Origin of the sequence: Streptococcus sanguinis SK355, assembly GCF_000212855.1 — a bacterium.
Lineage (GTDB): Bacteria > Bacillota > Bacilli > Lactobacillales > Streptococcaceae > Streptococcus > Streptococcus sanguinis_A.
Window position 1 is genome coordinate 1,669,311 of sequence record NZ_GL890993.1, and the last position, 13,966, is coordinate 1,683,276.

Below are 13,966 nucleotides of genomic sequence, written 5' to 3' on the forward strand. Positions count from 1 at the left end.
GGGTGGTTATGATTTTTCTGTAAATCGTGGTATAATAAGACAATCTAGCAGTGAAGGAAAAGGAAATGAAAGCAAAGCGAATCGTATTTAAGGTGGGGACTTCGTCATTAACCAACGCAGATGGTAGTCTGTCACGCGCCAAGGTAAAGGAAATCACTCGGCAGTTGGCTCTTTTGCATGAGGCGGGACATGAGTTGATATTGGTCTCATCAGGAGCTATTGCCGCAGGTTTTTCTTCTCTGGGCTTTAAAAAGCGACCGACAAAGGTGGCTGATAAACAAGCCTCAGCTGCGGTTGGACAGGGTTTGCTCTTGGAAGAATATACAACCAATCTTCTTTTGAAGCAAATCATTTCTGCTCAGATTCTTTTGACCCAGGATGATTTTGCAGATAAGCGTCGGTACAAGAATGCCCATCAGGCCTTATCTGTCTTGCTCAATCGCGGAGCTATTCCCATCATCAATGAAAATGACACTGTGGCCATCGAGGAGCTCAAGGTCGGGGATAATGATACACTGAGTGCGCAGGTGGCAGCTATGGTTCAGGCGGACCTCTTGGTACTCCTGACAGATGTAGATGGACTGTACACAGCTAATCCCTCTACCAATCCAGATGCTCGACGTCTTGAAAAGATTGAGAAGATTAGCTCTGAGCTGATTGAGATGGCAGGGGGTGCAGGAACGAGCAATGGAACTGGTGGTATGCTGACAAAGATTAAGGCAGCAACACTTGCGACCATGTCTGGTGTTCCGGTCTATATCTGCTCCTCACTCAAGACGGATGCTCTGCTGGAAGCGGCGGAGGAAACCAAGGATGGCAGTCTCTTTTTGGCCCAGGAGAAAGGTCTAAAAACGCAGAAGCAATGGCTGGCTTTCTATGCTAAGAGTCAAGGGGAAATCTATGTAGACCAAGGAGCAGCCGACGCTCTCAGAAATAAGGGAAAAAGTTTGTTGGTGTCCGGTCTTGTATCTGTATCGGGAAGCTTTTCCTATCAAGATACGGTGACAGTTTATGAAGAAAGCAGCGGATCTATTCTTGGTAAAGGGCGCGTGCGTTTTGGCAAGTCAGCTCTTAAAGATATGCTCAAGTCCAATAAACCTAAAGGAGTCGTCATTCATCGGGATGACTGGATTTCTCTGACACCGGAATTAAATGATTTATTTGCAGAATTTTAGAAGACAAGGAAAGGAGAAGCTATGACCTCAACACAAGCGATTTTTGAAAAGGTTCAGAAAGTCAAGAAGACGATCAATACGGCCACAACGGCTGAGAAAAACCATGCTTTGGAAGAAATGGCAAAGCAGCTCTGGCTTTCTCGTGCAGATATTTTAGCAGCCAATGAATTGGATATGACCACAGCTAAAGGTGAGATTTCAGATGTGATGCTGGACCGCCTCTATCTGGATGAGGATCGCATTGCTGCCATGGCAGAGGGTATTCGCCAGCTGATTGATTTGGAGGATCCTGTAGGGCATGTCTTGGAAAGGACCGAGCTTGATAACGGCCTTGTCATCAGTAAAAAGCGGGTGGCTATGGGCGTGATTGGGATTATCTACGAAAGCCGGCCTAACGTCACCTCTGACGCAGCAGCTCTGGCTCTAAAGAGCGGTAGCGCAGTCGTTCTCAGAAGTGGTAAGGATGCTTATCAGACAGCGCTAGCTATTGTCACAGCTCTGAAAAACGGCTTGGCTCAGACGGAGATTTCGCCGGATTGTATCCAGTTGGTTTCTGATACCAGTCGGGCTTCCGCCCAGGCTATGATGAAGGCCAAGGGCTATCTGGATTTGCTCATCCCTCGTGGAGGTGCCGGGCTGATTCAGGCGGTCGTGGAAAATGCTACTGTGCCGGTTATTGAGACAGGTACTGGAATTGTCCATGTCTATGTAGATAAGGATGCTGATCAAGACAAGGCATTGGCCATTATTGAGAATGCCAAGACCAGTCGCCCTTCTGTCTGCAATGCCATGGAGGTACTGCTGGTTCACGAAGCGATTGCAGCTGAATTTTTACCACGTTTGCAGAAGATACTGGTGACAGATCGTGATGCTGCGCAAGAAAAACCTGTTGAATTACGTTTGGATGAGAAAGCAGCTCAGTATATCTCAGGAACACAAGCTAAATCGGAAGATTTTGACACCGAATTTTTGGACTATATCTTAGCGGTTAAGGTGGTGCCTTCGCTAGAAGAAGCGGTGGAGCATATTGAGGCTCACAGCACCCATCACTCGGATGCCATTGTGACGGAGAACGATGCATCAGCAGCTTACTTCACAGAGCAGGTGGATAGCGCAGCAGTTTATGTCAATGCCTCAACCCGCTTTACAGATGGCGGTCAATTTGGCCTCGGCTGCGAAATGGGGATTTCTACTCAAAAACTGCATGCTAGAGGTCCTATGGGGCTGAAAGAGTTGACCAGCTATAAGTATGTCATCCAAGGGACTGGTCAAGTGAGGAAATAATGATGAAAATTGGATTTATCGGCCTGGGAAATATGGGCGGCAGTCTCGCTCGTCTAGTTGCCCAAGATGAAAGATTTAGAAGCGAATTACTCCTGGCTAATCGCAGTCGTGACAAGGCTGAAAAGATTGCTGCAGAACTTGGTGGGCAGCCGGTCAGTAATGAAGAGGTTTTTACTCAGGCAGAAGTGATTTTTCTAGGTATCAAACCAGCTCAATTTGCTGACTTGCTGGCTGAGTATCAGGAAATTCTAGACAAACGGGAGTCTATTTTGTTGGTTTCAATGGCTGCTGGTCTAACCTTAGAGCTATTAGAAAAAATGACATCTAGTCACCATCGTTGGATTAGGATCATGCCTAATACTCCAGTAGTCGTAGGTGAGGGCGTTATTAGCTTTGCCTTATCCCAGCAGGCGAATCAAGTGGATGAAGACTTGTTGTGGGAACTTCTGTCTTCGGCTGGCCTTTTAGTCAAACTAGAGGAAAAGCAGTTGGATGCGGCGACAGCTCTTGCTGGCTGTGGACCAGCTTTCGTCTATCTCTTTATAGAGGCTTTAGCGGACGCTGGTGTCCGAGCAGGACTCAGTCGTGACATATCGCTTGAACTGGCCAATCAAACTCTCTTAGGCGCTGCCAAGCTAAGTCAGGTCAGTGGGCAACATCCTGCCCAACTCAAAGACCAGGTCTGCAGTCCGGCCGGTTCGACCATCGCCGGGGTAGCCAGTCTGGAAGAAAATGCCTTTCGAGGAACAGTCATGGATGCCGTTCAAGCTGCCTACAAGAGGACGCAAGAGTTGGGGAAATAAAGAAATCTACCAGTTTTAAGCTGGTAGATTTTGTATAGATTGGTAGTCAAATCAGAGGGGAAACTATGTTCTTTCAACAATTTACAGATGAAAATTTTATCTTGAATATTTTTCATAAATGGTATGGTCATGATTGTCAGATTTCTCAGCTCTCAAAAGGTAGTGAAAATCTAAATTATTTGATTGATGGCCAGTTGGTGGTTCGTGTGCTTTATTTAGCCGAAAGTTCGCCAATTTTTTCGCAAGCCTTTCCGTATCTAGAAAGAGAAGTGTATTTTGTCAATACTTTATACGAGAACAAGTTAAATCCGCTTCGGTATCTGTCTTTTCCAGATGGGAAGTTCATTCATCGGCTGGATGTGAAGGATGGGAGTCTCTTTTTTCTGAAATATCCTTATTTAAGAGGTGACCGAATGACATTCTCTTCCTCTAATCTGTCAGAACTTACTCGAAAATTAGCAAATATACATGATTTTTCTCAGAGATATTTGATGACATTTGAAAGAGTCCCCTTTTATGACGACCTGGTTTCTTCTTTACATTTCAGAGCTTTTTCTTACAATCCTCAGCTTGAAAGAATCATTCCAGGCTATCAGGCATTGTGGAAAATATTTCAAGAGAACACAGAAACTTTGAAGTCAATGAAGTGTGAGAAGAGGAATATTTTTATTCATAACGACTTACATGATGAAAATCTACTCCTTTGTCCAAAGGAAGTAGCCATGTTGGATTTTGGAGATTGCAGATATTCATTACCAGAAGAGGATATTGGAACCTTGTTTTGGGGAATCCTGCAGAAAGTTGAACAGTCAAAATATGAAGAAATGCTAGATTATTTTTTTAAATATTATTCCAGACCAATCGATAAAACTGTTTGTTTTCGTTATGCCTTGCAGAGATTTTTAGATATTCATTTGTATTATCTGAATGAAAATCTAAAAGAACCTGGCTTAATCAAGTATCAAAAAGAAAAATTCAACAAAGAAGAAGCAATGATTAATTTTCTCAAATCGAAAATTACTTAATAATACTTGCTTAATAAAAGTTTTTAAAGCTTGAAGCAAGGATTTGACGATTATGATTTTAACCTTATTAATCCAACATTTATCCCGCTTGTCTTTGTGATTTATGTTATAATCTTACTATGCAAACCAAACCGACTTCTGCTTATGTGCACATTCCTTTTTGTACTCAGATTTGTTATTACTGCGATTTTTCCAAGGTTTTTATCAAAAATCAGCCAGTAGATAGTTATCTGGAGCATTTGATTAAGGAGTATCATTCTTACGATATCAAAAAGCTCCGTACCCTCTATATCGGTGGCGGAACTCCGACAGCTTTATCGGCACCTCAGTTGGCCTTTTTACTGGAAAAACTGACAGACAAACTGGACTTGTCTTATCTAGAAGAGCTGACCATTGAAGCCAATCCTGGAGATTTGGATGAGGAGAAGATTGCTGTACTTAAAGACTCGCCGGTCAATCGGGTTTCGTTGGGCGTACAGACTTTCAATGATCGCATGCTCAAGCAGATTGGTCGCAGTCACTCAGAAAAGGACATCTATGAGAATATTGCCAATCTCAAAAAAGCGGGTTTTGATAATATCTCGATTGACCTGATTTATGCCCTGCCCAAGCAGACTATGGAAGATGTGAAAATCAATGTGGCCAAGGCCATTTCCCTGGACATTCCCCACATGAGTTTGTACAGCTTGATTTTGGAAAACCATACGGTCTTCATGAATCGGATGCGGCGAGGGAAACTGCCTCTGCCTAAAGAAGATTTGGAAGCGGAGATGTTTGACTACATTATAGCTGAGCTCGAAAAAGCAGGCTTTGAGCATTATGAGATTTCCAACTTTTCCAAGCCAGGATTTGAGAGTCGCCACAATCTCATGTACTGGGACAATGCGGAGTATTATGGTATTGGAGCGGGAGCGTCTGGCTATGTCTATGGTGTTCGCTATAAAAACCACGGACCGATTCGCCATTATCTGCAGGCGGTGGAAGCGGGCCATGCCCGTGTGCAGGAAGAAGTGCTGACGCTGAAAGAAAAGATGGAAGAAGAGATGTTTCTAGGACTGCGCAAGAAGTCAGGTGTTTCTAAAAAGCGCTTCGAGGAAAAATTCGGTGTCTCCTTTGAAGACCAGTACGGAGCTGTTGTGTCTGAGCTGACTGAGCAGGGCTTGCTAGTGCCAGACAGAGATATCGTGCGCATGACCAAACAAGGCCTCTTTTTGGGCGATACGGTTGCTGAGAAATTTATATTGGAGTAAATCATGGGTTTAACTTATCAAATGAAAATGAAAATTCCTTTTGATATGGCAGATATGAATGGCTATATCAAGCTGCCGGATGTTATCCTGCTGTCCTTGCAGGTATCGGGGATGCAGTCGATTGAGCTTGGCGTCAGTGACAAGGATATGCTGGAGCAGTATAATCTAGTCTGGATTATCACGGACTATGATATTGATGTGACACGACTGCCACGATTTGCAGAGGAAATTACCATTGAAACAGAAGCTTTGACCTACAATAGGCTTTTTTGCTACCGTCGCTTCACGATTTTTGATGAGGCGGGTGAAGCCATTATTCAGATGATGGCAACCTTTGTCCTTATGGATCGAGATAGCCGCAAGGTTCGTGCTGTTGATCCGGAGATTGTAGCGCCATATCAATCTGAGTTTTCCAAGAAATTACTGCGCGGTCCTAAGTATCCAGACTTGGAAAATCCTGTCAGCAAGGACTACCATGTACGCTTTTACGACTTGGATATGAACGGCCATGTCAACAATAGCAAGTATCTGGACTGGATCTTTGAGGTCATGGGCGCAGACTTCCTCACCAAGCACATTCCCAAGAAAGTCCATCTTAAGTATGTCAAGGAAGTCCGTCCGGGCGGCATGATTGCTTCTAGCTATGACCTAGAAGGTCTGCAGAGCAATCACCAGATTTCCAGTGACGGCGAAGTGAATGCTCAGGCTTTGGTGACCTGGCAAGAGTTTAAACAAGAGAATAAGGAAGAGTAGAAATGACTTATAAAGGATATTTGATTGATTTAGACGGGACGATTTATAAGGGCAAGAGTCGGATTCCGGCTGGTGAAGCCTTTGTGCATGAGCTACAGAAGCGCAAGATTCCCTATCTTTTCGTGACCAATAACACTACTCGCACGCCAGAAGCAGTGCAGACCATGCTGGCTGAAAGTTTCAATATTGAGACGCCACTTGAGACTATTTACACAGCTACTTTAGCTACCATTGACTATATGGAGGAGAAAAAACTGGGCAAGAAAGTCTACGTCATCGGTGATGTCGGACTTAAACATGCCATAGAGGAAGCTGGATATATAGAGGATACAGAAAATCCTGACTATGTAGTAGTGGGTCTGGACTGGGAAGTGGACTATGAGAAGCTGACAATAGCGACTCTGGCTATTCAAAAAGGTGCTCACTTTATCGGGACCAATCCTGATCTCAATATTCCGACGGAGTGCGGTCTGCAGCCGGGAGCAGGTGCTATCAATGCCCTCTTGGAAGCGGCCACTCGAGTTGAGCCAACCTTTATCGGTAAGCCAAATGCCATTATCATGGAAAAAGCCATAGAGAATTTAGGACTGACGCGTGAAGAAGTGGTCATGGTGGGTGATAACTATTTGACAGATATTCGAGCAGGAATCGATAATGGCATTCCGACCCTCTTGGTTACGACAGGCTTTACCCTGCCAGAAGAGGTGCCCAATCTGCCGATTCAACCGACGCATGTCTTGTCCAGTCTAGCGGAGTGGGACTTCGATGCGTGATAAGTTGAGATTTTTAGCCAGCGTCTTGGGCTTGCTGGCAGTAGCCATCCTGCTAACTATTTATCTGGCTTGGCTCTTATACCCGATGGAGATTTCTTATTTCAACTTGCCGGATAAGGTTTATTTGAAAGCTGAGACCATTCAGTATAATTTTAATATTTTGATGAATTACCTGACAAATCCTTTTAGTCAGAAGCTGGCGATGCCTGATTTTCGCTCGTCAGCAGCTGGCCTGCATCATTTTCAAGTGGTTAAGTATCTTTTTCACTTGGCGCAAGCTATTTTTCTAGTTACTCTGCCTGCTTTGATTTTCTTTATCAAAAAAGTGGTCAAAAAGGGATTTTTAGGTCTCTACAGACGGGCTTTTCTAGTGATTACTCTTTTGCCGCTTGTCTTTGCTGGACTGGCCTTTCTGATTGGCTTTAACAGTTTTTTCACACTCTTTCATCAAGTTCTCTTTGCCGGAGACAATACCTGGATGTTTGACCCAGCCAAGGATCCAGCCATTTGGATTCTGCCAGAAGAATTTTTCATGCACGCCTTTATTCTTTTTACTTTGCTTTATGAGGGAATCTTTTTGACCTTATATTTTCTGAGCAGAAAGGGTAAAGAGCAAACTTAATATAGGAGATTTTATGTATTATATACCCGAACCTTTAAATCCTAAAAAAGATCTAGGACGATTTTCAGCGACCTGCTTTACTTATTTATGGGTTATGCTTGGTTCTGTTTTCATTTATGCATTTGTGGCTTTTTTCGTTATCATGTCTGGTCAAGGTATGGATATCCAAAAGACCCAGGAAGTTCTCACTAAATTTATTGAAAAAGATGGTGGAGCATATATTTTAGCTTCCTGTCTTGGTGTTCTTACTTTCACGGTTTCTCGGGGTAAGCAGCTTTTTAAGTATGACCTTCGTCGTAAAGGACGGAAGATGACTCCTAAAGTTTTCTTTTACATGATTTGCTTCCTTTTATTTGCCCAATTATTCACAGCTGTTGTTAATCAGCTCATGGAGGCTATCATTCAGCTCTTCAATCTGAATCTTTCTGGTATGGAATCAGGCAGCGGTGGTTCTGAGACACTGACTATGCTGATTTATTCATCTTTGATGGCTCCAGTTACAGAGGAAATTATTTTCAGAGGTGCTGGTTTGCGAGCGTTAGAGAAGCATGGAAAGATTTTTGCCATTCTTATGACTTCGATTTTATTTGGCCTTTTTCACGAAAATCTATATCAGCTTTATTTTGCTAGTTTTATCGGTTTGGGGCTTGGCTATATCGCTTTTGAGTATTCGATTATCTGGTCTATCGTGTTTCATGCTATCAATAACTTTGTCATAGCAGAAGGTTTAGCTTTTCTTTCAAAAAGAGCTCCGGAGCCTGTTGTTAACATCTTTTTTTACAGCCTATTAATTGCTGGCAGCACAGTATTTCTTTTGCTCTTAATCTTGAAATGGCCAAAATTTAAGGAATACATTGATGCCAATCGTTCGCTCCCAGGGACCTACCGCCAGGCTTTTAAATCTGTCTGGTTCTGGGTTTTGGTTGTGTTTACTTTTCTTGGAACTTTTCTGCCTGTTATGGCAGCCTATATTGTATCCTTGATTAATAATAGCTAATTGCCTTTTATTTGGCAGCTATGCAATGATATGAAAGGGTTGGACATCGTCCAGCTCTTTTTTGTTCGGTAAAAAGATAGAATTTGAAAGTTTTTGACAGAAAACGCTTGACATTGAAAAATAAAGAGGTATAATAATATTCGTAAACGATTCCAAAGGAGGTGCTTTATGCTGAAGTCGGAAAGAAAGCAGGTTATTCTAGAGACCGTCATAAGAGAAAAATTTGTTTCTTTAGACTATCTAGTACATGCTTTAAACACTTCAGAGTCAACTATCAGAAGAGATTTGGATGAACTGGAGAGCGAGCATAAACTGCGACGAGTTCATGGTGGAGCCGAAAGCTTTCATTTTCTGCAGGAAGAAGAGAGCAATCAGGAAAAATCTATCAAAAGCATTCAAGAAAAGACAGCTATTGCCAAGAAGGCAGCAAGCTTGATTCAAGAGCATGATGTGATTTTTATTGATGCGGGGACAACCAATGAGCTCTTAGTCAATGAGCTGCATGATCCAAGAGTGACAGTCGTCACCAACTCCATTCACCATGCAACCAAGTTGGTAGAGCGCAACATCCCGACAGTCATCATTGGCGGAAAGGTCAAGCGCTCAACGGATGCCAGCATTGGAGGTGTTGCCCTAAATCAAATCGGTCAGTTGAATTTCGATAAGGCCTTTATTGGAATGAATGGCATTGATGATGGTTTCTTTACCACTCCAGATATGGAGGAAGGAGCTGTCAAAAGAGCGATTTTAGAGAACGCTAAGAAGACTTATGTCTTGGCTGATCTTTCTAAACTAGGACAGACGTCCTTTGTCAAGGTCGCTCCTCTTGCCAAAGCAAGCATTATTACTAATCAAAATGAATCTGAAGTGATTCAAGCGCTCAAAGAAAAAACGGAGGTGATTGAAGTATGATTTATACTGTCACACTAAACCCTTCCATCGACTATATTGTCCGTCTGGACAAGGTCCTTATAGGAAGCGTCAATCGGATGGACAGTGACGACAAATTCGCTGGCGGAAAAGGAATCAATGTTAGCCGAGTTCTCAAACGTCTAGGTATTGAGAATACAGCGACTGGCTTTATCGGTGGTTTTACTGGCAAGTTCATCACAGATACTCTGAAAGAGGAAGGAATTTCCAGCCATTTTGTAGAGGTTGAGCAGGATACTCGTATCAATGTCAAGATTAAAGCAGATGCTGAGACAGAGATTAACGGACCAGGTCCAGAAATTTCTCATCAGAAACTAGAAGAACTGGAGTCATTTCTTTCTTCTCTGACTTCTGAAGATACGGTAGTATTTGCGGGCAGCAGTCCTAAAAATCTAGGAAATGTTATCTACAAGGAGTTAATCAGTCTGACCAGAAAGACAGGAGCACAAGTTGTCTGCGACTTTGAAGGACAGACGCTGCTGGATTCTTTGGAGTTTGAGCCACTCTTGGTCAAACCTAACAATCACGAACTAGGTGATATTTTCGGAGTCAAGCTCGAAAGTTTGGATCAGATTGAGAGTTATGCCCGTCAAATCTTAGACAAGGGTGCCCAACATGTGATTATTTCCATGGCTGGTGATGGTGCCTTGCTTGTAACTCAAGAGGGTGCTTACTTCGCCAAACCTATCAAGGGCAACGTGAAAAATTCTGTTGGTGCTGGCGACTCTATGGTGGCTGGATTTACTGGAGAGTTTGTCCGCTCTGGTGATGTTATTCAAGCCTTCAAATGGGGAGTGGCCTGCGGAACGGCAACCACCTTCTCAGATGATTTGGCAACAGCTGAGTACATAAAAGAAATCTATGAAAAAGTAGAGGTAGAAAAAATATGAAAATTCAAGACTTACTAAGAAAAGATGTGATGTTGCTAGACTTGCAGGCAACAGAGAAAAAAGCTGTTATCGAAGAAATGATTCAAAGACTAGTGGATCATGGCTATGTGACGGACTTTGAGACTTTCAAAGAAGGGATTTTGGCTCGTGAAGCCTTGACTTCTACAGGCTTGGGTGACGGAATTGCCATGCCCCACAGCAAAAATACTGCAGTGAAAGAAGCGACGGTTCTTTTTGCCAAGTCAAATAAAGGCGTAGATTATGAAAGTTTGGATGGCCAGCCAACTGACCTTTTCTTCATGATTGCAGCTCCAGAAGGTGCTAACGATACTCACTTGGCTGCCTTGGCTGAATTGTCCCAATACCTGATGAAGGATGGTTTTGCAGATAAATTGCGCCAAGTGACTTCGCCTAATCAGGTGATTGAGCTCTTTAACCAAGCTTCAGAAAAAGCAGAAGAACCTGCTGTCGTCGCACCTGCCAATGAAGGCGGAGACTTCTTAGTGGCTGTAACAGCATGTACAACAGGGATTGCGCATACCTACATGGCTCAAGAGGCCTTGCAGAAGGTCGCTGCTGAAATGGGTGTCGGCATCAAGGTTGAAACCAACGGTGCCAGCGGTGTCGGAAATAAACTGACTGCAGAAGATATTAAAAATGCTAAAGCTGTTATCATCGCAGCTGATAAAGCGGTAGAGATGAATCGCTTTGACGGCAAGCCGTTGATCAATCGTCCAGTTGCAGACGGTATTCGTAAGACAGAAGAACTGATTAATCTAGCTCTTTCAGGAAATGCTGAGATTTACAAGGCTGCCAATGGCGGCGGTGCTGCCGAGTCTAGCAATGAAAAACTTAGCCTGGGCGGCGCTTTCTACAAGCACTTGATGAGTGGTGTTTCCCAAATGTTGCCATTCGTTATTGGTGGCGGGATTATGATTGCCATTGCATTCTTACTGGATCAGATCTTAGGTGTACCAAAAGATCAGCTTTCTAATCTGGGTAGTTACCATGAGATTGCAGCGCAGTTTAAAGCAATTGGTGGAGCAGCCTTTGGTTTCATGTTGCCAGTATTAGCTGGTTATATCGCTTACTCAATCGCTGAAAAGCCAGGTCTAGTTTCTGGTTTCGTAGCTGGTGCCATTGCAAGTAGCGGCGCATCATTTGGCGGTGTTGCTTACGCTAAAGGCGGTCAGAAAACTCTTGATTTAATTGGTGTATCATCTGGTTTCCTTGGTGCTTTGGTAGGAGGATTCTTAGCTGGTGGTATCATCCTTCTCCTTCGTAAGCTTCTTGCAGGTCTGCCTCGCTCACTTGAAGGTATCCGTTCAATCTTGCTCTTGCCTCTTCTGGGCGTTCTTGTGACTGGATTTGTGATGTTGGCGGTCAATATTCCAATGTCAGCGATCAATACAGCCTTGAACGATTTCTTGGCAAGTTTGAGCGGAAGCTCGGCTGTCCTTCTTGGTCTCTTAGTTGGTGGTATGATGGCTGTCGATATGGGTGGACCGGTCAATAAGGCTGCTTACGTATTTGGTACTAGTACACTGGCAAGCACTGTTTCAACTGGTGGTTCTCCAGTCATGGCAGCGGTAATGGCAGCTGGTATGGTTCCGCCTTTGGCAGTATTTATTGCAACTCTTTTGTTCAAACATAAATTCACTGAAGAAGAACGCGATTCAGGTTTGACAAACATTGTCATGGGTCTGTCTTTCATCACAGAAGGAGCTATCCCGTTTGGAGCTGCTGACCCAGCCCGTGCTATTCCAAGCTTTATTGTAGGTTCTGCTCTTACAGGTGCTCTTGTAGGATTGTCTGGTATCAAGCTCATGGCTCCTCACGGAGGAATCTTCGTTATTGGTTTGACAAACAATCCAATCCTTTACTTGGTATATGTATTGATTGGTGCAGTAGTCAGCGGTCTTATCTTTGGTTACTTGCGTAAACCACTTGAAAAATAGTATTTAAAAGAGAGTGGGACAGAAATCGGGAATTCGTTAGAATTCGATTTCGTCGTCCCACCTCCGCACAGTTGAGTAGGGCTGTAAAAGCTGAAATCAGCGTAGTAGAGCCCACTCAACCACTGCGTCTTGCTCGACAATCCAAAGACAATTGAGAGGCTAGGACTTTTGTCCCAGCCTCTTTTTTGTGTTTTCCAACATGCAAATTTTAGCATGGAAACTTCGCTCGATATATGGTATAATGGGCCTATCGCATATTTTTAGGAGAATAAAAATGAACATACAACGCGAAAAAGAATTTGTTAGTCAGTACCATTTTGACGCCCGAAATTTTGAGTGGGAAAAAGAAAATGGAACACCTGAAACCAAGGTTGATGTGAATTTCCAATTGGTCAAAAGAGATGTCGAAGCCCACACAACTTCATTGATTGTGATTTTGACCTTTATGATTGTTTTTGAGAATTTTGTTATTAGTGGAACTATTTCGCAAGCCAACCACATTCACGGTCGCCTTATTGAAGAACCGAGTGAATTTGACCACGATGAAGTAGAAGAGCTGGCTCGGCCTTGTTTAACCATGCTCAACCGCTTGACTTATGAAGTGACAGAAATTGCTCTGGATTTGCCAGGCATTAATTTGGAGTTTTAATTATGAAGTTAGCGGTTATCACAGATTCATCGGCCTATCTGCCGGCTTCTCTGCTGGAGAATGAAAATCTTTTCGTCTTGGATATTCCGGTCGTGATTGCTGGTGAGACTTATGTTGAAGGCAGAAACTTAACAGCCAGTGAATTTTATGAAAAAATGGCTCAGTCAGATGAATTACCCAAGACCAGTCAGCCTAGTATTGCTGAGTTAGAAGAGATTCTCACCATTCTAGACGGAAAGGACTATACCCATGTTTTGGGGCTCTTTCTATCCAGCGGTATTTCTGGTTTTTACCAAAATATTCAGTATCTGAAAGATGAGTTTCATGGTTTGAAAATTGCCTTTCCGGATTCTAAGATTACTAGCGCTCCGCTCGGGATTATGGTCCAATCTGCTCTAGAGTGGGCAGCGCAAGGCCTGGAGTTTGAAACAATTTTAGCTAATGTCCAGAAGCAGATAGATGGCACCAGCGCTTTTATCATGGTGGACGACTTGAACCACTTGGTCAAAGGAGGACGCCTGTCTAACGGTGCAGCTATTCTGGGAAATCTGCTCAGTATCAAGCCTATTCTGTATTTTAACGATCATGGTGTGATAGAGGTTTTTGAAAAGATTCGGACGGAGAAGAAGGCAACCAAGCGTATGCTGGAACTTGTCCAAGAAAGAACAGCAGGCGGTGCTTATCAGATTATGGTTATCCATGGCAATGCACCAGAAAAAGCAGCTGATCTACAGCAAAATCTGCTAGACAGCGGTATTGCTAGTGAAGTCCCTATCGTAACCTTTGGCAGCGTCATCGGGACGCACTTAGGTGAGGGCAGCGTTGCATTGGGCTATATTCCTGTGATCTGATTGCTT

General features: G+C 43.4%; 14 protein-coding genes. All 14 read left to right on the forward strand.

The genetic code is table 11. The features are described from left to right. The first annotated feature begins 65 nt into the window (after positions 1 to 65). The 14 genes from proB to HMPREF9389_RS03320 all read left to right on the forward strand — a co-directional run bounded on the left by proB (position 66) and on the right by HMPREF9389_RS03320 (position 13,960). Positions 66 to 1,175: a glutamate 5-kinase gene (proB, locus tag HMPREF9389_RS03385; RefSeq protein ID WP_032906525.1), complete on the forward strand. Its 1,110-nt coding sequence runs from the start codon at positions 66 to 68 to the stop codon at positions 1,173 to 1,175. A 21-nt stretch (positions 1,176 to 1,196) separates the two neighbouring features. After that, positions 1,197 to 2,459: a glutamate-5-semialdehyde dehydrogenase gene (locus tag HMPREF9389_RS03380; protein WP_002930311.1), complete on the forward strand. Its 1,263-nt coding sequence runs from the start codon at positions 1,197 to 1,199 to the stop codon at positions 2,457 to 2,459. A 2-nt stretch (positions 2,460 to 2,461) separates the two neighbouring features. Next, positions 2,462 to 3,262: a pyrroline-5-carboxylate reductase gene (proC, locus tag HMPREF9389_RS03375; protein ID WP_002930312.1), complete on the forward strand. Its 801-nt coding sequence runs from the start codon at positions 2,462 to 2,464 to the stop codon at positions 3,260 to 3,262. A gap of 65 nt (positions 3,263 to 3,327) precedes the next feature. Beyond that, complete coding sequence (locus HMPREF9389_RS03370; protein WP_002930314.1) at positions 3,328 to 4,287, forward strand: aminoglycoside phosphotransferase family protein; 960 nt, start codon at positions 3,328 to 3,330, stop codon at positions 4,285 to 4,287. Positions 4,288 to 4,406: 119 nt separating this feature from the next. Continuing rightward, positions 4,407 to 5,537, forward strand: a complete 1,131-nt coding sequence (hemW, locus tag HMPREF9389_RS03365; RefSeq protein WP_002930315.1) for a radical SAM family heme chaperone HemW — start codon at positions 4,407 to 4,409, stop codon at positions 5,535 to 5,537. Between the two features lie 3 nt (positions 5,538 to 5,540). Beyond that, entirely contained in the window at positions 5,541 to 6,290 is a 750-nt protein-coding gene (locus HMPREF9389_RS03360; RefSeq protein WP_002930317.1) for an acyl-[acyl-carrier-protein] thioesterase, read from the forward strand. A 2-nt stretch (positions 6,291 to 6,292) separates the two neighbouring features. Beyond that, complete coding sequence (locus HMPREF9389_RS03355) at positions 6,293 to 7,063, forward strand: TIGR01457 family HAD-type hydrolase (protein WP_002930319.1); 771 nt, start codon at positions 6,293 to 6,295, stop codon at positions 7,061 to 7,063. After that, complete coding sequence (locus HMPREF9389_RS03350) at positions 7,056 to 7,685, forward strand: TIGR01906 family membrane protein (RefSeq protein ID WP_002930320.1); 630 nt, start codon at positions 7,056 to 7,058, stop codon at positions 7,683 to 7,685. The genes HMPREF9389_RS03355 and HMPREF9389_RS03350 overlap by 8 nt, the downstream gene beginning before the upstream one ends. A 13-nt stretch (positions 7,686 to 7,698) precedes the next feature. After that, positions 7,699 to 8,682, forward strand: a complete 984-nt coding sequence (locus tag HMPREF9389_RS03345; protein ID WP_002930322.1) for a CPBP family intramembrane glutamic endopeptidase — start codon at positions 7,699 to 7,701, stop codon at positions 8,680 to 8,682. 168 nt (positions 8,683 to 8,850) lie between these two features. Continuing rightward, positions 8,851 to 9,594 (forward strand): DeoR/GlpR family DNA-binding transcription regulator, encoded by a 744-nt coding sequence (locus HMPREF9389_RS03340; RefSeq protein ID WP_002930325.1) that lies wholly within the window; start codon positions 8,851 to 8,853, stop codon positions 9,592 to 9,594. Continuing rightward, positions 9,591 to 10,502, forward strand: a complete 912-nt coding sequence (pfkB, locus tag HMPREF9389_RS03335) for a 1-phosphofructokinase (RefSeq protein ID WP_002930326.1) — start codon at positions 9,591 to 9,593, stop codon at positions 10,500 to 10,502. Before HMPREF9389_RS03340 ends, pfkB begins: the two co-directional genes overlap by 4 nt. Continuing rightward, a complete protein-coding gene (locus HMPREF9389_RS03330; RefSeq protein ID WP_002930327.1) occupies positions 10,499 to 12,460 on the forward strand; it encodes a PTS fructose transporter subunit IIABC in 1,962 nt (653 codons plus the stop codon). The genes pfkB and HMPREF9389_RS03330 overlap by 4 nt, the downstream gene beginning before the upstream one ends. Positions 12,461 to 12,734: 274 nt before the next feature. After that, positions 12,735 to 13,109 carry a DUF1149 family protein gene (locus tag HMPREF9389_RS03325; RefSeq protein ID WP_002915309.1) on the forward strand — a complete coding sequence of 125 codons (375 nt, stop codon included), beginning with the start codon at positions 12,735 to 12,737 and terminating at the stop codon, positions 13,107 to 13,109. A gap of 2 nt (positions 13,110 to 13,111) precedes the next feature. Beyond that, the gene (locus HMPREF9389_RS03320) at positions 13,112 to 13,960 is read left to right on the forward strand and encodes a DegV family protein (RefSeq protein ID WP_002930328.1); all 849 of its coding nucleotides are present in this window, start codon (positions 13,112 to 13,114) and stop codon (positions 13,958 to 13,960) included. The last annotated feature ends 6 nt before the right edge of the window (positions 13,961 to 13,966 follow it).

Bases quoted from the DNA above. Each gene is read 5' to 3' on its own strand.
- proB (WP_032906525.1), top strand. From the start codon at position 66: ATGAAAGCAAAGCGAATCGTATTTAAGGTGGGGACTTCGTCATTAACC.
- HMPREF9389_RS03320 (WP_002930328.1), top strand. From the start codon at position 13,112: ATGAAGTTAGCGGTTATCACAGATTCATCGGCCTATCTGCCGGCTTCT.
- HMPREF9389_RS03340 (WP_002930325.1), top strand. From the start codon at position 8,851: ATGCTGAAGTCGGAAAGAAAGCAGGTTATTCTAGAGACCGTCATAAGA.
- HMPREF9389_RS03345 (WP_002930322.1), top strand. From the start codon at position 7,699: ATGTATTATATACCCGAACCTTTAAATCCTAAAAAAGATCTAGGACGA.
- HMPREF9389_RS03330 (WP_002930327.1), top strand. From the start codon at position 10,499: ATGAAAATTCAAGACTTACTAAGAAAAGATGTGATGTTGCTAGACTTG.
- HMPREF9389_RS03355 (WP_002930319.1), top strand. From the start codon at position 6,293: ATGACTTATAAAGGATATTTGATTGATTTAGACGGGACGATTTATAAG.
- HMPREF9389_RS03360 (WP_002930317.1), top strand. From the start codon at position 5,541: ATGGGTTTAACTTATCAAATGAAAATGAAAATTCCTTTTGATATGGCA.
- pfkB (WP_002930326.1), top strand. From the start codon at position 9,591: ATGATTTATACTGTCACACTAAACCCTTCCATCGACTATATTGTCCGT.
- HMPREF9389_RS03325 (WP_002915309.1), top strand. From the start codon at position 12,735: ATGAACATACAACGCGAAAAAGAATTTGTTAGTCAGTACCATTTTGAC.
- HMPREF9389_RS03380 (WP_002930311.1), top strand. From the start codon at position 1,197: ATGACCTCAACACAAGCGATTTTTGAAAAGGTTCAGAAAGTCAAGAAG.
- hemW (WP_002930315.1), top strand. From the start codon at position 4,407: ATGCAAACCAAACCGACTTCTGCTTATGTGCACATTCCTTTTTGTACT.
- HMPREF9389_RS03370 (WP_002930314.1), top strand. From the start codon at position 3,328: ATGTTCTTTCAACAATTTACAGATGAAAATTTTATCTTGAATATTTTT.
- HMPREF9389_RS03350 (WP_002930320.1), top strand. From the start codon at position 7,056: ATGCGTGATAAGTTGAGATTTTTAGCCAGCGTCTTGGGCTTGCTGGCA.
- proC (WP_002930312.1), top strand. From the start codon at position 2,462: ATGAAAATTGGATTTATCGGCCTGGGAAATATGGGCGGCAGTCTCGCT.